Here is an 18,169-nt window from a genome sequence, read left to right on the forward strand (position 1 = left end):
GGAGATGAAGGGGCACAGCTCCCGCCGCCGCGCGGGGTGGCCGGCGCGCCGGCAACGCAGCGCAACGACAACTACTCAATGATCTTGCTCGACCGCACCGCACAAGATAATTGACGCCCGGCGCTCAGAATAGTTGACGCCGGGCAACAGCGCGCTGTTTCTGTGTTGTGGGTATTGTGCTGGAATCGTTTCGGTGCAGGTCACGCTTCTCTACGCAGTCGGATCCGGGCCTTTCGGCCCGGCGCTGCACGCATCGGTCAGACGGAGCGGAGAGCCACGCTTTTGGACGCGCTTAGATGCGCAGCAGACATTTGCGGCTTCATCCGGACCATCGTCTACACCTCAACGAATCACTTCACAACAACCACTAGCTATGGTCGGGGCTTGGTTTGGCTGGTCATGCGGCAGCCTCCTGCGCTCCCCAACGGAACGCCGTGCCATCGACCCACATGCGATGCAGGATGACCGCCAGCTTGCGTGCCACGGCAATCACCGCGCGTCGATGCAGCGACGACCACTGCTCGTTGCGGGTGAGCAGCGAGTGCACCGGCGCCACCGGGCCCCAAGCGGAAGCTCGAATTTATACATAGCAGCCGTTCACCCGCAGTTCTCTTACAGTGCTCCGGCCTTCCCAGTCGCCGAACCTGAAGAGGGCGTCATCGAGACCCTTCCTCGCCTTGAGCGACAGGGCCATCGGAGGCGTTGCATTCCCCAGCGCGCGCAGAGCGCATGATATGAACTGATGGCTGGACCTCGCCGACGTGCGGGGACGCCGGATTTTCCCAACTGAGGGCTTCGACTTCGTCGAAGCCGGGGTTACTCATGGAGGACCACATGCATAGATTCCTCTACAACCATCGCGAAGAGCTCATTGAACGGTGCAAGGCCAAGGTTGCTCAGCGGCCCAGGCGAGAAGCCACGGCTGCGCAACTCGCCAACGGCGTTCCGATTTTTCTGGACCAGTTGATGAGAACACTGGAAGCGCAAGAGAACGGTGAAGTCGACGAGAGCTTCAGGATTTCAGGTGCCGCTGGCGGTGGCGCCGCAAACTTGTCGGAAATGGGCCTGAGCGCTGCTGCGCACGGCAAGGAGCTCTTGAAGCTTGGCTTTTCTGTCGACCAGGTGGTGCACGACTACGGCGACCTCTGCCAGGCCATCACAGACTTGGCCGTTGAACTCGATGCCCCGTTCTCCGTCGATGAGTTTCGCACGTTGAACCGTTGCCTCGACAACGCTATTGCCGACGCGGTCACCGAGTTCGGCATCTGGCGGGACGCCAGCTTCGCGCGTCAGTACACCGCCGAGGAGAACGAGCGCCTGGGCGTGCTAGTACATGAGCTGCGGAACTACTTGCACACCGCGACGCTTGCATTCACGGCCCTGGAATCGGGACGGGTTCCAATCGGGGGTGCGACCGGCGCCGTGTTGAGAAGGAGTCTGACTTCGTTGGCGGCCCTGCTCAACCTGTCGCTGTCTCAGGTCAGGGGCACGGCCGAAGCGCCTCATGAGGCGACCTTTTCGGTCGAGTCGTTCGTTGCGGAGGCCAAGAATGCCGCCTCGCTCGACGCGAACGCCAAGGGCTGCACGTTCGCGGTCCACGACGTTGACGGCAGGTTGGGCATCTCCGGAAATCGGGAGCGGCTCCTGGCGGCATTGGTGAACTTGCTGCAGAACGCCTTGAAGTTCACCCACGCTCACACAGAGGTCACACTAAGCGCCCATGCCGAAGGCGACTATGTCCTGGTCGACGTCGAGGACCACTGCGGGGGACTTCCTCCAGGAGCTGCCTCACGCATCTTCCAGCCCTTCGTTCAAGTCGGTGAGGACAAGAGCGGGTTGGGACTCGGTCTTTCCATCGCGCGACGAAGCGTTGAGTGAAGGAGGCGTTTTGACCGTTCGGGACATACCTGGCACGGGGTGCATCTTCACCATCAAGCTTCCGCGAAGGACGCTTGACTAACAAGGAGGAGACGTTGCGCTGGCGAAGTCCTGCCTTTCGGTTGGGTGAACCACAGTCGAAAGTCCGTTCGTGGTCGACACCCGCTGTCGACGCTAGGAGAGCGTCGGACCCAAAGCGGCTGTTCGTCGCGCCCTACTGCCATGAAACCGGGGCCTGGCCGGCACGAAACTACCGTCTGCCAAGCCATGGGGCGCAGAGCAAACCTAGTCACGCATAGACTGTTAACCGAAGGGGCGAATCATGTCAAAGAAGATTCAGCTGAATGATGAACAGTGGACGAAGCTGGTCGCCCTGGCCGGTCTCGCGGGAACGGTGGCCAACGTCGAATCGAGGCACCTTTCCAGTCGCCTCAGCTCACATGGACTGGTGTCGCTAGACCACACAGGTCGCGAGTATCTGACCGAGCGAGGAAGGTATCGACTGAGTCAGGGTCGCTAGCCTGTCAACCCTCGATGGGCAGCGGCTTCCGGCTGCATTCTGCGCGACGGGCTCGAGGCTTCACGGCGCCTCGTGCTGCGGGTTTGGCGTTCTCACTAGGAACCGGTAACTAAGTCTGTGGCCCCTGTGATAGTCGGATGCGCTTGGGGACTACCCGATTGAATCGCATGGTCACCTGAGCGGCCGGTCCTGGCCGACTGTGGCCTGTTGCGGCCATCGCCTCTGGCGACAGGTCGAGCTCGGAATAGCTCCGCTCAATGGCGCGCATCAAGATTCGCGAACCCGCGAAGCCGCGCCCGATGGCACCATACACTCATGAAGCTACAAAAATTCATCGGCCTTGCAATCAGCGCCTCAGGCCTCGCCATCTTCGTGACCGGCATCCTCCAGTAGGCGAGCGTCAATGGCGTGGTGGCGTTCAAGCCGAGTAGCCCTGCGCGTGCCGCGAACGTCCGCTATCCCGCGAATTCTGAGGCGCCGGTGACCGTCCGGTATTGGCCGAACTGAGTCTTCGGCCGTCGCCGAGCGAAAGACGGCAACCGCTGCTGCGTACCAGCCGTTGCAGGAAGTAATTGCCGGGACCCCGATGAAACGATATCGGCCAGCGCGTCGACTACATGGTCGACTTCGTCGAAGGTGTTGTAGAAGTAGAAGCTCAGGCGGCAACTGGCGCGAACGCCGAGCGCCTGATGCGCGAGCGTCGCGCAATGGCAACCCGCGCGTGCTTCGATCCCGGCGTCGTTGAATGCACGCGCCAGATAGAACGGATCGTGCCCGTCCACGTTGAAGGCAACGAGCGCGCTGCGGCGTGCCGCCTCGCGAGGGCCATGGATCGTGATGCCCTCGATGGCGCCGAGCCGCTCGAGCGCTTTCGCAGTCAGTCGTCGGCACCATGTCGACACCCGCCGCATGGCGAACTCGACGTCCCGGCGCTCGATGGGCCTGTCGCTGTCGAAGTAGCAGGCTTGCCCCGACGGCAAAGCCAGATCGAGCAGCAGGCGCAGCGCTTGCGCCGAAACGATGGAGCCCAGGATGTTCGGCGTGCCCGCCGCGTACTTCCAGGGCAGCGTGTTGTAGCTCACGCTGCCTTCGAACACCTTCCCTTCGGCAACCATGTCGCCCCCGTAGAGGAATGGCAAGGACGCCTCCAGCAGGTGCTCCTTGGCGACCAGCACACCCACGCCGAAGGGCGCCAGCATCTTGTGAAAAGAGAACGACAGGTAGTCGACATCGAGCGCCTGCACGTCGACGAAGCTGCCCGGCACCAGTTGCGCTCCGTCGATCAACAGATATGAACGGCGCTCGCCGTTCGGCTGCACGTAGCCGCTCGAATCCGCGATGGCGCGCACCGCTGCAAGCGGATTGAGGGTTCCCAGAAAGTTTGACGCACCGGTGCAGCACACGAGTTTGGTACGCGCGTCGACCAGCGCCGCGAGATGGTCCAGGTCGAGCGTCCCGCTTGCCAGATCGAAGCGCGCCAACCGCAACGCCACGTGGCGCCCGAATTTCGGCAGGATGTCGTGGCACATCGCGTACCAGGGCACGAAGTTCGAGTTGTGCTCCATCTGCGTCGCGACGACGTTGTCACCATCGCGAAACTCGGTGAGCAGCGAGTACATGACGGTGTTGTGCGCCTCGGTTACGTTGCGCACTAGCACGATGTTGTCGCGGCCGCGCGCCCCGACGAAGCGCGCAATGTCGTCGTAGGCCGCTTCGAATTGCCTGGTTGTGTGTTGCGATGCGCTGGACTGTCCACGATGCACGTTCTCGTACTGCGGCGCCAGCGCGGTGTAGAGCGCGAGCAGTTCGCGCGGCGGCTGGGTGCTGGCGGCGTTGTTGGTTGCGATGCGACCCGCCTGGGGAAACAGGAAATGCTGTCGGATCGACTCGACGTCCCACGCGTCGAGCGACACGGCATCGATGCTGCGCAAGGCGGGGCTCATCGCGTGGCTCATGACATCCCCACGCTTTCCATGCGTTCGGCATCGCGCGCCCGCAGTACGCGGCGCAGCGGCTTGCCCGCAGGGTTCCTGGGGATCGCATCCACCGGCACCACATCGGCCAGCCGCTTGTGCGACGCCACGCGCTCGGCAAACCAGACAATGAGCGCCTCCGCGTCGAGCTCGCTGCGCGGCACGACCCAGGCCACGGGTAACTCGCCCGTGCGTTCGTCGGGTCGGCCGATGACGGCCGCATCGGCGATCGCGGGGTGCGTCATCAGCAACGCTTCCAGCTCGGCGGGCGCCACCGATTCGCCGTTTACCTTGATGAGTTCCTTGAGCCGGTCGGTGATGAAGACGAAGCCGTCCGCGTCGATCCGGCCGAGGTCGCCGGTGCGGATCCAGCCGTCGGCCGTGAGCGTTGCCGCCGTGGATTGCGGGTTGCCGAGGTAGCCCGCAAAAAGTTGCGGGCCTCGAAACCACAGTTCGCCGGCTTCTCCGCGCGGCAGGTCGCGACCCGTGGCCGGGTCGACCACGCGCGCCTGCGTGCCCGGCACCACCTGTCCGACCGAGCCGGGACGCAGTGCGCCGCGCGTATCCACCAGCGTCAGCACCGCCCCCACTTCGGTCATGCCGTAGCCCTGTACCGCCGGGCATTTCAGGCGTGCGCAGACGCGCTCTTCGAGCGCAGCGCCCATGGGGGCGCCGCCCGAACCGACGAGTTGCAGCGAGGACAGATCGAAGGTGCCGACCATGGGGTGTCCGGCCAGGAACTGCATGACGGGCGGTACGGCGATGAGGTGCGTGACGCGCTGGCTGGCAATGGCGGAAAGAAAGGCCTCGGGCTCGAAGCGCGGCAGCGTCACGAGCGTGCCGCCCGCGGCCAGGCCGGAAAGCGTGGTCAGCACGAAACCCATTGCATGGAACATCGGCAGGAAGGCTAGCGACACCATGCCCTGCGGCCACTCGCTGCCCTGCACGATCTGGCAGACGTTGGCCACGATGGCTCGGTGCGTGAGCATCACGCCCTTGGGAAGGCCGGTCGTGCCCGAGGAAAAGGGCAGGAGTGCCAGAGTGTCGGGATCGGCTGGCGCGAGCGGCTCGGGCCCGGAGCTTGCCAGCAGGCCCGACAGCGAGAGCGCGTCTCCCGCCTCGGCAATGCCCGCGACGATGAAGTGCTCGCAGCTTGTTTGCTCCGCGGCTCGGCGTACCGTGTCGAGCAGCGGCGGCACGGTAAAGGCGAAGCGCGCCTGCGAATCGCGCAGCTGTTGCGCCAGTTCGGCCACGGTGTAGCCTGGATTGGCACCGCTCACGCGCCCGCCCGCCGCCATGGCGCCGAGCGCGACGACGACCCATTCCGGGCTGTTTGGGCTGCAAATCAGCAGCGTGTCGCCGGGCCTGAATCCTTGCGCAGCCAGCCCCGCGGCCGCGCGACCGATCTGCTGGTCCAGCGCCGCGCAGGTGATGGTGCCCCCATGGGGGCCGTCGATCATGGCCAGGGCGTCCGGCCGGTGCCGGATGGCCTCGCGAATGAACTGGGGAACGGTCGTGGAGGGCAAGGCGCGGGCCAATGCGGGGCCCTCGACTATGGGGGAGGCGGTGTTCAACATACTTTCACTCCTGCAGGTGGACGGACGCTACGCAGACTTGCGGGCTTAGCATCGAACCCTGGCGTGTTTGCCGCGTGTTTGCAGCGTGTCTTCTGCGTGGCAAGGGGCAGATCGAGAGGCGAAAAGTGCAGGGATTGCGCGTACTGCTGTTGGGTCAGGGGCGGCTCGAACTGGACGGCCAGGCGCTGACGCGCCTGCTCGCGCCCAAGCAACAGGCGCTGCTCTTTTACCTTGCGGCGGTGGGCGGCTCGGTCGCCCGCAAGAAGCTCGCCTCGATGCTCTGGAGCGAACTGGACGAAGCATCGGCCCGGTCGAACCTTCGTGGTGCGCTCTCGCGCTTGCGCCGCTGGCTGCCCGAGCTGTTGCTGGTCGATGCTCAACATATCGGCCTTGCGCCCGGCGCGGCATTGGAAGTGGACCTGCACGCCTTGACCCGGGCCATGTCCTCGCCCGAAATGTCAGCTGCCGGGCGCTGCGCCGCGGCGGACGCCTGGCGTGGCCCGCTGCTCGATGGCTTCGAAGTCGGGAGCGCGGAGGGCTTCGAGGAATGGCTCGCACAAGCGCGTCCTCGCGCCCAGCGCGAGCTTCAGTTGCTACGCCACGACCTGCTTCGACGCAGCGAAGCCGCAGGCGCACTCGACGACGCGGCCTCGCAAGCTCGCAGCCTGCTCGACGTTGACGACGCCGACGAGGCGGCGCACATGGCTCTGATGCGCCTGCTGGCGGCAACCGGCCGTCGCACGGCCGCCATCGCCCAATACGAAGCCTGCCGCGCCGCGCTCCTCCAACGACTGGGCGCCAGGCCGTCGGCCGAGTGTTACGCGCTCTACACACACATTCATTCGGACGCCGGTGGGCCGAAGCCTGCGCGCGTGTCGCCAGAGGCGATGATGGCGCCATTGCTTGACCCGTCCGCCGAAAATGTCGCAAACACGCCGCCATCGATAGTTTCCGCCACGCCCGATCTGATCGGCCGCGAAGCCGAATTCGACCTCGCGTGCGAGCGATTGGGCGACCCGGCCTGCCGCTGGCTCACGATCACGGGCCCGGGCGGAGTTGGCAAGACACGGCTGGCCCAGTCCGCCGCCGAAGCGTGGGGGCCGCATTGCCGTCATGGCGTGCTCTGGCTGAGCGGCCGTGTTGACGGCGGTGGCGCGCTGCAGGACGCCGAAAGCCTGATCCAGCAGACCGTCGCGCGCACCGGGGCCGACCGTCACGCCGCCGGGGCGCTGTTGCTGGTGCTGGACAACCTTGAGAAAGTCCCCGCGGCGCGCGCCTTCGAACCGATGTTGCGCGAGCGCGCGCCGGGCGTGAAGGTGCTGGCCACCTCGCGCGTGCGGGTGGGCGGAGGCCAGGAATGGTTGTTGGAACTGGGTGGGCTGGGCATGGTGCCGGCGGTGCGGCTGTTCAGCGCGGCCGCGCGGCGGCTCGCACCGGGCTTCGATGCCGACGCGCAGGCCGAGTCCGTGCATCGCATTTGTCGTCTCGTCGGCGGCCTGCCTCTTGCACTGCAAATGGCGGCCCGAAGCGTCCACACCGCTGGCGTGGCACCCGTGCTCGAGCACCTCGACAAGGGCGATCCGCTGGTCGACGACGACCGCGACGAGACCGATCAGCACCGCAGCCTCGACACCGTGCTCGACGACTCATGGGCGCTGCTCGATGGGGACGCGCGCGACACGGCGCTGCGCCTGTCGCAGCTGCCGGGCGACTTCGATGCCGAACTGGCGCGCGTCATTGGCGCCAGCGACACCGCGCTGGCGACCTTGCGCGCGCATTCCTGGCTGATGCGCAGCGGCGATGCGAAGGGCGATGGGCGCCTCGGTTTTCATCCCTTGCTGCTGGCCTGGTTGCGGCGGCAGGTCGGCGCGTCCACGGCGCAGCCGATGGTGATCGAGCGGGTCGTGCAATGGCTGGACGAGCGCATGCCATCGGTTTTGCCTTTTTCCGACCTGCCCACGGACGATGAAGAGGCGGCCGCCCGAGCGATGACCCTGGCCGACAGCGCTTGCGGCTCGGCGCCGACGTTGATGGCTGCAGCGCGCCTCGTTGCCGGCCGCATGCAGCCCTCGCGTGCGGCGGATTGGACCGACCGCGCCGTAGCCATGCTGCTGCACGCCGATCGGCAAGCCGAATCCGCGACCTTGCTGGCGCAGGCGCTGGTACATGAAGAGCTGCCGCGATGGCAGAGGGTCGGCTGGGGGCTGCGGCGCGCCGAATTGCTCAACGGTTGTGGCGCATCGAGGGCCGCATTGCGCGGCTATATCCATGCGCTGGCCGAACTCGGGCTGTGCAGTGCCGATCTCGAACAGACGCCCTGGGCCGAGCTGATGCCGGCGACCCGCCGCTTGCTCGCCTTGGCGGAATGGCCGACGCACGAACCATCCCGTTCCGCCTTCTCGGCCCTGGTCTTGCGCAGCCTCTACTGCACCATGGGCTTGTTGGTGTTCTCGCCCGACCAGCGCCCCTTGATGCGCATCTCGGTGGAGGCCGACGTTCTGTTTCGGCGCTTGCGCCTGCATGGAGGCCTTCGCGTGGGATCGAGCGCGCTTGCTTTCTCGACCGCGGGGCACCCGGTCATCGCGCGACGGCTGGTCGCGCGGGCTCAGAAACTGCAGGCGAGCCTGCCCGCCAATGACCCGCGCGTGAGCGCCCTGTTTAGCGAAAGCCGCTGTGTCGTGCTTGCCGGCCTGGGCGACTGGGACGGCCTGGCGCAGGAACTGGAGGCGTCGGCGCAGCAATTTGCCCGCCTGCGCTGTGGCCGGCAGGAAATGAACATGCGCGCGCTTTCCGCGAAGCTGGCTTTCTTTCAGGGGCGGCTCGACGAGTCCTTGCGGCGCTTCCACGAACTCGATGAACTGGCCCTGCGCCGCCCCGGCGAATCGTGGCGCGCGTGGGGCCCGATCGGGCTGGTCGAAGTGGGGCTCTGCCTGGAACCGATCGATGACGACATGCTGCGCAGCCACTACGAACGCGCCGTGCTCGCCATGACGGAAATGGAAAACATCGACGCCGCCTACACCTTGCGTCGCCTCGGCCTGGCCGCGCGACTTGCTTGGCGCAGCGGAGACGTCCCGGGAGCACGGGCGGCGGTGTACGCCGGCGTGGCAGCTGCCCGCCGCATGCAAAGTGCGTGGTGGGCGCATGAGGGGTACGCGGGACTGGGCGACACTTTGCTGGCGCTGTACGCGCATGAACCGTCCAGCAGCACCGTGCAACGGCCCCTGGAAGAGGCGTGGCGGGCGTTTGAGCCTGCGCTGGCGATGCATGTGCGGCGCTTTCCGCCGGCAGCGATCCTGCAGTGGCGGCTTCAAGGCGCCCGAGCCCAGGCACAGGGCCGCACTGACGAGGGCCAGGCGCTATTGAAGCGTGCGATAGCGTATGCCGAACGGCAGCGTATGCACGTTGAACTGGCACGCGCTTGCCACGCCTTGGGTGCCCAAGGCTTGCAGTGCACAGTGTCGGAGCGAAAGCCCAATTTGTCCGACATTTAGATTTCGCCCCCGCATTGCCCTCGCAGCCGCAGCGTTGCAGGGGCAGGTTTCACGCTGCCAGCGCTCGATTGCTTGATCTTCCGCATCAGACTGACTGGTTGCGGCTGTACGTGTTTTCGAACTGAATGGCAGCGACTTCTGAAAGCTGACGTTGACGCTCTTGCCGGTGCATGACCGGTGTACCTCGGAACCTGACCCCCGATAGGAGGTGGCGGCCGACGAGATCGAGTTGAATGGCCGCTTCGACATCCAGCGAACTGGCGTTGGGGGCCCTGAGCGGACCTAGGCGGGCCGCGAAAGCGGACGTTGAAAACGCATGACGGCCTCGTGCCCGAAGCAGAAGCAGCGTCCTTGCGAAAACAGACGTTCAGGCACTTGGAGTCTCGCGCCCATTCCAGATGTGGCGTCCCAACGAGAGTCGACGTTCGAGAGTCCCCTAAACATTTGACCTAGCGAGGGTCGTCGTTGCCCTCGGCCGGGGAGTGCCGTCTAGCAACCGTCGCAATCGAACTGCGCCGCCAATCGGCGGTGGCGCATCAGCTACTTCGAGAACCGAATGCCCCCCACACGGCTGTCGTCATCGTTCGCCGCCTGAAATCTCGGAAAGAGCGGGCCTTGGCCGCATGGCGAGTTCAAGTGCAGAGTCGGCGTCGATACCGGTCATCCCGAGCAGTCGAACAATCACCTGGTCAGTCGAATCTGCGGGTACCGCGCCCGAAGTGATGGCCAGCGCGACACCAACTATCGCGTGACTCGTCAAGCGCCACACAAGTTCGGCATTGGGAATTTTGAATCGCCCGGCATCGGCAGCCCTTCGCAGGTCGCGAATCGCGAACGGACCCATTCGACGAAAGAGCGCATCCGCAATCACTTCTGAGCGGTTGAGCAACTGCTTCCAACGCACATCGTTGGTAGCCGTTTCCAAGACGGTGCGAATGCCGAAAGCGTAGACCTGCGCGGGGTCCGTAAAACCCTTGGTCGTCGCCTCAATGCGCAGCGCGAGGCTGTGCATCATGTCCTCGAGTACCGCTATCGCGAGTTCGTCTTTTGACTTGAAGTAGTTGTAAACGGTGCCCGCGCCGACATCAGCCAACTCGGCGATTTCCAGCATGGTCGCGCCGTCCAGTCCCTTCCTACTCATCACGGTGCTGGCTGCACGGAGCAGGGCCTGTCGATTCTTCTGCTGGCGACGGGCCACCCGACCCTGTACCTCTTGATGCGCCTTCACGGTGGCGTTCGGATTGGCTTCATTCATGAACGTCAGTCTATTCCGAATCCCTGCTTTTCTATGAAGGGGCGTCGGCTGCGCTGTGCAACACCCGGACACAGATGAACGTCCCGATATGAGGGTAAACCATATCTGAACGTCATTCACTTTCGACGTACATTCATTTCCACGTTGGGAGGAGATGTAGCCAGGTTGCTCCCAGCAGCCGCGTAACCGCCTAGCTCTTTTACTGCTTGCTGTCAGCGAAGCAAGCGAACGCTCACTTTTCAAGGAATTTTCATGACCAATTCCAAAGCCACTTCTGCCGCCGAATCCTTCGACGCGGACGTCGCCATCGTCGGCGGCGGTCCCGTCGGCACCTTGCTTGCCATCCTCCTTGGTAAGCGTGGCAAGCGTGTCACGCTTGTTGAGCGATGGAGCAAGTCCTATGGCCGGCCGCGGGCCGTCACCTACGACCACGAGATTGCCCGCATCCTCGCGACTCTTGGCATCGATTCCGAGAACGACCCTGCCATCAGCTTCCACGACGAGCTGTACTACTGGAAGGATGCCGAGGGCGAGAACCTGCAAATCGTCGACTGGAAAAGCACATCTGCATCCGGCTGGCGGGTGCGCTACTGGTTCAACCAGCCGGACCTCGAAGAGCGCCTCACCGGTATCGCGAGCGAATTGACGACGGTGACCCAGGTCCGCGGCTGGCAGGGTGTCGCACTTGCTCAAGATGCGGAGGGCGTCACCCTCACGCTCAAGCGCAATCCTGAAGAAGTCGGCGTGGATGGACCGACGCAAACGCTGCGCGCGAAGTTCGTCATCGGCGCGGACGGTGCAAACAGCTTCGTCCGTGAAAGCCTGGCGATTGAAAACGAGGACAAGGGCTACTTCTTCGACTGGCTCATCCTCGACATGATTCCCAATGGGCCTTACCAGGTACAGCCTGCCCAATGGCAGCTCTGCGACCCGAAGCGCCCTACGACCATCGTGCCAGGCGGCCCGGGCCGTCGTCGCTGGGAATACATGGTGCTTCCCGGCGAATCTGTCGAAGAAATGCAGAAGCCCGAACGCGCCTGGGAGCTGCTCAAGCCTTGGGGCCTGACGCCAGAAAACGCCGCCCTCGAGCGCAGTGCTGTCTACCGATTCCAGGCGCGCTGGGCCAAACAGTGGACCAAAGGCCGCTGCGCTATAGCCGGCGATGCCGCCCATCTGATGCCTCCGTTTGCCGGCGAGGGCATGTGCGCCGGAGTGCGAGATGCAGTCGCCCTGGGCTGGCGGCTCAATGCAATCCTTGAAGGAAAGCTGGGTCTCGAAGTACTCGAGAGCTACACGACCGAACGCCTGGAGCACGCAAAGCACTACATCGATTTCAGCCAGGAGCTGGGAAAAATCATCTGCATCCACGACGAGAAGGAAGCGGCCGAGCGCGATACGCGCATGAAGGCCGAGCTCGCCGAGCGCAACAACAAGCCCGTTCCGACGGACATCTGCCGCTTGGGCGAAGGCGCGTGGTGCAAGGACGCAGCGCATGCCGGGGAGCTTTCCGTCCAGGGCTTCGTCGAAGCCCATGGCAAGCACGACCGCTTCGACCAAGCGGTAAGTCAAGGCTGGATGCTGATTGCCCTGGACAACGACCCTGCCGAGGCGCTGACACCCCTCCAACACATGCAACTCGCACACCTTGGCGGCGTCACCGTCAAGGTCGGCAGGCCAGGTACACCCTGCGACGCCGTGGACATCAACGGAACGTACGCCACGTGGCTCCGCGACATCGAGGCGCGCTACGTGCTGCTTCGCCCCGACTTCTACGTAGCAGCCACAGCAAGCACTCCCGAGCAGATGCGCCAGCGATTCCAGGAAGTGATGTCGCGCCTGCATCTGACGCTTCTCGATGAAGCGGCAAACGAAGACCGCAACCCACGCCAGGCCGCCCTCGCTTGACCCGCACGCTTCCCTTTCACATAGGAGACAAGTCATGAGCCTCAATCGCCGACAGTTCACTCAAGGACTCGCCGCCATCGCCACGACGGGGACAGCCTCACTCGCAAGCGCTGCTGATGTCATCAAGGTCGGCTACGTGTCGCCCCAGACCGGCGCCTTGGCAAGTTTCGGGGAGACCGACAAGTGGGTCATCGAACAGATGAAGAACGCCTTCAAGGATGGCCTGTCGGTTGGGGGCAAGAAGTACGAGGTTCAGGTCCTGCTCAAGGACAGTCAATCGAATCCCAACCGCGCCGGCGAAGTGGCCAACGACTTGATTCTCAAAGACAAGGTGGCGCTGCTTCTGACCGCGGGCACGCCTGAAACGGCGAATCCGGTAAGTGATGCTGCCGAGCTCAACGAGGTGCCATGCATCAGCTCGGTCGTGCCATGGCAGCCCTGGTTCTTCGGCCGCAAAGGTAACCCGGAAACTGGCTTCGACTGGACTTACCACTTCTTCTGGGGTTTGGAGGACGTCATCTCGACATTCACCAACGGCTGGAAGAGCGTCGAGACCAACAAGAAGGTTGGCGCGCTCTTCCCGAACGATGGGGATGGCAACGCATGGGGCGACAAGAACCTTGGGTTTCCGAAGCCTCTGGCTCAAATGGGCTTTGGCCTCACCGACCCCGGTCGCTTCCAGAGTGGCACACAGGATTTCTCGGCCCAAATCGCAGCGTTCAAGCGCGACGGAGTCGAAATCGTCACAGGCGTCATCATTCCGCCAGACGCCAAGACCTTCCTGACACAGGCTCGGCAGCAAGGCTTCAGGCCCAAGGTTGTCTCGTTGGGCAAAGCGCTCATGCACCCCTTGGCCATCGAGGCACTGGGTGACCTCGGAGAAGGCTTGACCACCGAGGTCTGGTGGAGCCCTTCCCATCCCTTCAGCTCCAGCCTGACCGGCCAAAGCTCCAGAGCACTGGCAGACGCCTATGAGGCGAGCACGAAGAAGCAGTGGACGCAACCGCTGGCGTTCTCCCACGCTCTCTTCGAGGTCATGGCCGATGTCCTCAAGCGAAGCAAGTCCCTCAAGCCGCGCGATGTTCGCGACGCGGTCGCCGCAACCCAACTGAAGACCGTTGTTGGCGTCATCAGCTGGAACGGCAAGGGACCGTTCCGCAACGTGAGCAAGACGCCGCTCGTTCTGGGTCAGTGGACAAAGGGCAAGCGATTCAAGTACGAGCTGGCCATCGTGAACAACGAATCGGCCAAAGCAATTCCCACCAGCGGCGCCCTGCAGCTGATGTGACGGCGAGCGAACAATGCCGATACTTGAACTGAGAGCGGTCAGCAAGTCCTTCGGGGCGGTCAAGGTCACCGATGGGATTTCTCTTGCCGTGGAGAAGGGCGAGACCCTCGGCATCCTCGGGCCCAATGGCGCCGGGAAGACGACCTTGTTCAACCTGATTTCCGGTGACGTCAAGGTTGACGCCGGTGAAGTGCGCTATCGCGAGGACGACATCACCGTCCTTCCATCCCACCTTAGATGTCGCCGGGGAATCGGCCGCAGCTACCAAGTGCCGCAGCCTTTCGGAAACATGACGGTGTTCGAGAACCTGGTCACTGCAGCAAGCTTTGGCGCCGAGCTTTCAGAGCGCCAGGCATGGGACGCTGCCATCAGCGTCCTGGAGCAAACCGGACTGATGCCCTATGCGAACAAGCCTGCCGGCTCGTTGACGCTGCTCAACCGCAAGCGTCTGGAGTTGGCAAGAGCGCTCGCGACAGCTCCAGACCTGCTTCTCCTCGATGAAATTGCAGGCGGGTTAACGGAGCACGAAGCGCAAGAGCTGGTCGAAGAACTCAAGCGAATCAAGGCTGCCGGCGTCACTATGATTTGGATTGAGCACGTGGTGCACGCGTTGCTCTCCGTTGCCGACCGTCTCTTTGTCATCAATTTCGGGCAACGCCTGGCGGAGGGCCTGCCAGTCGACGTCATGCAGGACCCCGAGGTCCGGCGCGTCTACATGGGTATGGAGGCATAGATGCATACGTCCTTGCTCGAGACTCATGGCCTGACAGCGTTCTATGGAGATGCCCAGGCGCTCTTCGGCATCGACTTTCGCCTCGAAGCGGGAGAGCTCGTAGCCATCATCGGTGCGAACGGTGCCGGCAAATCCACGTTCCTCAAATGCCTGACAGGCCTGCTCAAGACGGCTCGCGAATCCATCGCCTTGAAGGGCACGCCGATTGGCGGCACCTCACCCGCGTCAATCGTGCGCCAAGGACTGGCAATGGTGCCGGAAGGCCGCCGTCTGTTTGCTTCTCTTTCGGTTGAAGAGAACCTGCTCATGGGCGCCAACGCAGCTCGCAAGGGTCCCTGGGACCTGGCACGCATCTACAGGCTATTTCCCATCTTGCTGGAGAGGCGCCGGCAGCCAGGAACGGCGCTATCAGGAGGCCAACAGCAAATGGTCGCCATCGGCCGTGCGTTGATGAGCAACCCCGAAGTTCTGCTGTGCGACGAGCTCTCGTTGGGCTTGGCACCCGTGGTCATCCGCGAAATCTACGAGGCCATGCCCACAATTACTGGAGAAGGCATGACTGTGGTCATCGTTGAACAGGACGTGTCAGTAGCTCAGCGCGTGTCCAAACGTCTCTATTGCTTCCAGGAAGGCAAAGTGTCCCTGCAGGGCGAGTCTTCCAGGCTGACGCGCGAGCAAGTCAGCCTCGCCTACTTCGGAGTCTGAACATGGACACCCTCGTTCAAGGTCTGCTTCTGGGTGGCCTCTATGCGCTGTTTGCACAGGGCCAGTCGCTCATTTTCGGCGTAATGCGCCTGACCAACACTGCCCACGGCGACTTCGTCATATTGGGCGCATTCTCGACGGTCGTCTTGGTCATGTTCGGCATGCCGCCATGGCTTGCGCTGTTGGTGACCTTGCCCGTGGCTGCGCTCGCCGGCTTTGCGCTGCAGTTCGTAGTTCTCAATCGAACCCTTGGCAGGGACCCGCTGCCATCGCTGGTGGTGACGTTCGGACTATCCATCGTCATCCAGAATCTGCTCCTGGAAACGTTCTCCGCCGACCCTCGCTCCATCGACACCGATGGCTTCAACACGCAGAGCTGGGCCCTCACGAGCGACCTGTCAGTAGGCACGCTCCCGCTGCTGATTCTTCTACTGGCAGTCCTCGTCACGGTTGCTCTCCAGTGGCTGTTCGGACGTACCGCGCTTGGCCGCGCCTTCCGGGCCGTCTCCGATGACCGGGAAATCGCAGAACTCATGGGCCTGAACGCCAGCAAGGTCTGCGCGTTCGCGACCGCCATCGCCTTTGTATTGATAGGTCTGGCAGGCACTCTTCAGGCGATGCGCACGACGGTGTCACCGTCCGATGGACCGATGCTGCTGCTGTTCGCTTTCGAAGCCGTAATCATCGGCGGAATGGGTAGCTTCTGGGGAACGTTTGCAGGCGCGATGTTGCTTGGCATCACCCAACAAGTCGGCTTTCGGCTGGACCCTGGCTGGGGCATTTGGGCCGGTCACCTGGTTTTTCTGGTCCTGCTCGTCTTCAGACCGCAAGGCCTCATGCCGAAGACGCGCGGTTAAGGAGATTCAAACGTGCAAGCAAATCACCCAATTCACGGCTACAGAATTGCTCGCGGAACGCGCGCAAGTACTTCGCTTCTCTGGCTGGGCCTGACCATCGTCATGGTCCTCGCGAGCCTTCCATGGTGGGGCGAATCCAGTTGGATGCGTGAGTTCGTCGAGATTTCGTGCTACTTCATCTTCGCGATGATGTGGAATCTGCTCGCCGGGTACGGCGGCATGGTGTCAATTGGCCAACAGGCATTCTTCGGACTCGGTGGCTATGCCATGCTCGCCCTGGGTAACTTCTGGGGCGTCAATCCGTTCGTCGGCGTCTTGCTCGGTGCCGTTCTGGCCGGCCTGATTTCGATTCCGGTGTCCCGTATCGCCTTTCGCTTGCAAGGGGGCTACTTCGCCATCGCGACTTGGGTCATCTCTGAGGTTTTTCGCCTGACGGTCGCTAACATCTCTGCCGTCGGTGGTGGCTCGGGAACCACGCTCACTGCGCTACGAGGCATCGACAAGGCAACCCGAGAATCCGTGACCTACTGGATGGCGCTGGCTTGCGTGGTGGCATCGGTTGCCCTGGTGTACCTGTTCCTGCGTAGCAAGCGAGGACTGGCGCTTCTAGCCATCCGTGACAACGAAGTTGCTGCGCGCTCCCAAGGCATCGCCGTGGACCGCATGAAGCTGGCTGTCTACGCGGTAAGCGCCTTCGGCGCTGGACTGGCCGGAGCTTTGTACTTCGTCGGAAATCTGCGCATCAGCCCCGATGCAGCGTTCAGCGTGAATTGGACCGCGTTCGCCATCTTCATGGTAGTGATTGGTGGCATCGGGCGCATCGAAGGCCCGCTCGTCGGAGCCCTGGTCTTCTGGGCACTGAACAAGGTATTCAGCGACTACGGCAGCTGGTACCTCATCGGACTCGGCCTCATCGCTATCGTCACAACCATCTTCTTCAAACAAGGACTCTGGGGCTTCGTACAACAACGCTGGGGTTGGTGCTTGTTTCCCACCTCGAGACGCCTCGTGCCTTCTGAACGCCCAGCATTCAATGCCGCACCCGCGGCAAGTGCAGCGCTTGCGTTCAACGCACACCCTGAGTGAAGAACGCCGCGTCGGAAGGGCCGACAAGGCAAGTGACAAGCATCATCAAAATCTGGAGAGCCTATGCGCAACTTGAACCAAAACACTATCACGGAAGCCGTGCTGGCACGGCATGCCGAATGCACAAGCCCGCGGCTGAAGCAAGTCATGACAAGCCTCGTGAAACACCTGCACGCGTTCGCACGCGAGGTTGAACTGACTGAAGAGGAGTGGTTCAAGGGCATTGAGTTCTTGACGCGATGCGGCCACATCACCGACGACAAGCGACAGGAATTCATTCTCCTGTCGGACGTGCTCGGTCTCTCGATGCTCACCGTTGCTCAGAACAACGACAAGCCAACGGGTTGTACTGAAGCGACCGTCTTTGGCCCATTCCACGTCGAAGGAGCTCCCGAGTACGAGCTCGGCGTGGACATCTCCAACGGCGCTCGCGGCATCCCCTGTCTTGTTCGCGGTACCGTGCGCGGCCTTGACGGTCACCCCGTCGCCAATGCTCTCATCGACGTCTGGCAGTCCGACGAGGATGGGCTCTACGACGTGCAACATGCCGAGATTGACGGCGCCCAGGCCCGGGGCATCCTGCACTCCGACTACAAGGGGCGCTACCACTTCCTCTCCATCCTCGCAGTGCCCTACGCAATCCCGCACGATGGTCCGGTTGGCGACTTGCTGGAATCGCTCGGCCGCCATCCCTGGCGCCCCGCACACCTTCATTTCCTTATCAAGGCCGAGGGCTACGAGACGTTGATTACGCACGTATTCCGCAGTGACGATGCCTACCTCGACTCAGATGCCGTATTCGGCGTTCGGCAGTCGTTGATTGCGGACTGGAAGAAGCAGTCCGATGGAACCTACCTCGTCGAGTACGACTTCGTGCTCAACCCAAACTCAAAGTAGT

General features: G+C 63.1%; 12 protein-coding genes and 1 pseudogene. 9 read left to right on the forward strand and 4 right to left on the reverse strand.

Annotated elements, in window-relative coordinates; genetic code table 11:
* Positions 1-397: 397 nt before the first annotated feature.
* A pseudogene (locus QTI68_RS38740) lies at positions 398-544 on the reverse strand (IS110 family transposase); the annotation flags it as partial.
* Positions 545-834: 290 nt separating this feature from the next.
* Here QTI68_RS38740 and QTI68_RS38745 point away from each other — a divergent pair.
* Positions 835-1,878, forward strand: a complete 1,044-nt coding sequence (locus tag QTI68_RS38745; RefSeq protein ID WP_353506473.1) for a sensor histidine kinase — start codon at positions 835-837, stop codon at positions 1,876-1,878.
* A gap of 975 nt (positions 1,879-2,853) precedes the next feature.
* Here the strand turns inward: QTI68_RS38745 and QTI68_RS38750 are convergent.
* Together QTI68_RS38750 and QTI68_RS38755 are read right to left on the reverse strand one after the other, a co-directional pair.
* Positions 2,854-4,353: an aminotransferase class V-fold PLP-dependent enzyme gene (locus tag QTI68_RS38750; protein ID WP_286529630.1), complete on the reverse strand. Its 1,500-nt coding sequence runs from the start codon at positions 4,351-4,353 to the stop codon at positions 2,854-2,856.
* The gene (locus QTI68_RS38755) at positions 4,350-5,948 is read right to left on the reverse strand and encodes an AMP-binding protein (protein ID WP_286529631.1); all 1,599 of its coding nucleotides are present in this window, start codon (positions 5,946-5,948) and stop codon (positions 4,350-4,352) included. Before QTI68_RS38755 ends, QTI68_RS38750 begins: the two co-directional genes overlap by 4 nt.
* A 134-nt stretch (positions 5,949-6,082) precedes the next feature.
* On the opposite strand from QTI68_RS38755, the gene QTI68_RS38760 reads away from it, so the two are divergent.
* Positions 6,083-9,442: an AfsR/SARP family transcriptional regulator gene (locus QTI68_RS38760; protein WP_286529632.1), complete on the forward strand. Its 3,360-nt coding sequence runs from the start codon at positions 6,083-6,085 to the stop codon at positions 9,440-9,442.
* A gap of 577 nt (positions 9,443-10,019) precedes the next feature.
* On the opposite strand, the gene QTI68_RS38765 is transcribed toward QTI68_RS38760, so the two are convergent.
* On the reverse strand, positions 10,020-10,697 hold the full coding sequence (locus QTI68_RS38765; RefSeq protein WP_286529633.1) for a TetR/AcrR family transcriptional regulator: 678 nt from the start codon (positions 10,695-10,697) through the stop codon (positions 10,020-10,022).
* Between the two features lie 252 nt (positions 10,698-10,949).
* Here QTI68_RS38765 and mhpA point away from each other — a divergent pair, with 252 nt between their 5' ends.
* The 7 genes from mhpA to QTI68_RS38800 all read left to right on the forward strand — a co-directional run bounded on the left by mhpA (position 10,950) and on the right by QTI68_RS38800 (position 18,168).
* Positions 10,950-12,602, forward strand: a complete 1,653-nt coding sequence (mhpA, locus tag QTI68_RS38770; protein ID WP_286529634.1) for a bifunctional 3-(3-hydroxy-phenyl)propionate/3-hydroxycinnamic acid hydroxylase MhpA — start codon at positions 10,950-10,952, stop codon at positions 12,600-12,602.
* Between the two features lie 34 nt (positions 12,603-12,636).
* Positions 12,637-13,890, forward strand: coding sequence for an ABC transporter substrate-binding protein (locus tag QTI68_RS38775; RefSeq protein WP_286529635.1), 1,254 nt, complete (start codon positions 12,637-12,639; stop codon positions 13,888-13,890).
* 13 nt (positions 13,891-13,903) lie between these two features.
* Complete coding sequence (locus QTI68_RS38780) at positions 13,904-14,623, forward strand: ABC transporter ATP-binding protein (protein ID WP_286529636.1); 720 nt, start codon at positions 13,904-13,906, stop codon at positions 14,621-14,623.
* Positions 14,624-15,328 (forward strand): ABC transporter ATP-binding protein, encoded by a 705-nt coding sequence (locus tag QTI68_RS38785; protein ID WP_286529637.1) that lies wholly within the window; start codon positions 14,624-14,626, stop codon positions 15,326-15,328.
* A gap of 2 nt (positions 15,329-15,330) precedes the next feature.
* Positions 15,331-16,185: a branched-chain amino acid ABC transporter permease gene (locus QTI68_RS38790; RefSeq protein ID WP_286529638.1), complete on the forward strand. Its 855-nt coding sequence runs from the start codon at positions 15,331-15,333 to the stop codon at positions 16,183-16,185.
* Positions 16,186-16,197: 12 nt separating this feature from the next.
* Positions 16,198-17,271 carry a branched-chain amino acid ABC transporter permease gene (locus tag QTI68_RS38795; protein ID WP_286529639.1) on the forward strand — a complete coding sequence of 358 codons (1,074 nt, stop codon included), beginning with the start codon at positions 16,198-16,200 and terminating at the stop codon, positions 17,269-17,271.
* A 63-nt stretch (positions 17,272-17,334) separates the two neighbouring features.
* The gene (locus QTI68_RS38800; RefSeq protein WP_286529640.1) at positions 17,335-18,168 is read left to right on the forward strand and encodes an intradiol ring-cleavage dioxygenase; all 834 of its coding nucleotides are present in this window, start codon (positions 17,335-17,337) and stop codon (positions 18,166-18,168) included.
* Position 18,169: the final 1 nt, after the last annotated feature.

The sequence above is a fragment of the Variovorax sp. J31P207 genome (assembly GCF_030316965.1).
GTDB lineage: Bacteria > Pseudomonadota > Gammaproteobacteria > Burkholderiales > Burkholderiaceae_C > Variovorax > Variovorax ginsengisoli_B.

Bases quoted from the DNA above. Each gene is read 5' to 3' on its own strand.
- QTI68_RS38765 (WP_286529633.1), bottom strand. From the start codon at position 10,697: ATGAATGAAGCCAATCCGAACGCCACCGTGAAGGCGCATCAAGAGGTA.
- QTI68_RS38785 (WP_286529637.1), top strand. From the start codon at position 14,624: ATGCATACGTCCTTGCTCGAGACTCATGGCCTGACAGCGTTCTATGGA.
- QTI68_RS38775 (WP_286529635.1), top strand. From the start codon at position 12,637: ATGAGCCTCAATCGCCGACAGTTCACTCAAGGACTCGCCGCCATCGCC.
- QTI68_RS38755 (WP_286529631.1), bottom strand. From the start codon at position 5,948: ATGTTGAACACCGCCTCCCCCATAGTCGAGGGCCCCGCATTGGCCCGC.
- QTI68_RS38750 (WP_286529630.1), bottom strand. From the start codon at position 4,353: ATGAGCCACGCGATGAGCCCCGCCTTGCGCAGCATCGATGCCGTGTCG.
- QTI68_RS38800 (WP_286529640.1), top strand. From the start codon at position 17,335: ATGCGCAACTTGAACCAAAACACTATCACGGAAGCCGTGCTGGCACGG.
- QTI68_RS38745 (WP_353506473.1), top strand. From the start codon at position 835: ATGCATAGATTCCTCTACAACCATCGCGAAGAGCTCATTGAACGGTGC.
- mhpA (WP_286529634.1), top strand. From the start codon at position 10,950: ATGACCAATTCCAAAGCCACTTCTGCCGCCGAATCCTTCGACGCGGAC.
- QTI68_RS38780 (WP_286529636.1), top strand. From the start codon at position 13,904: ATGCCGATACTTGAACTGAGAGCGGTCAGCAAGTCCTTCGGGGCGGTC.
- QTI68_RS38790 (WP_286529638.1), top strand. From the start codon at position 15,331: ATGGACACCCTCGTTCAAGGTCTGCTTCTGGGTGGCCTCTATGCGCTG.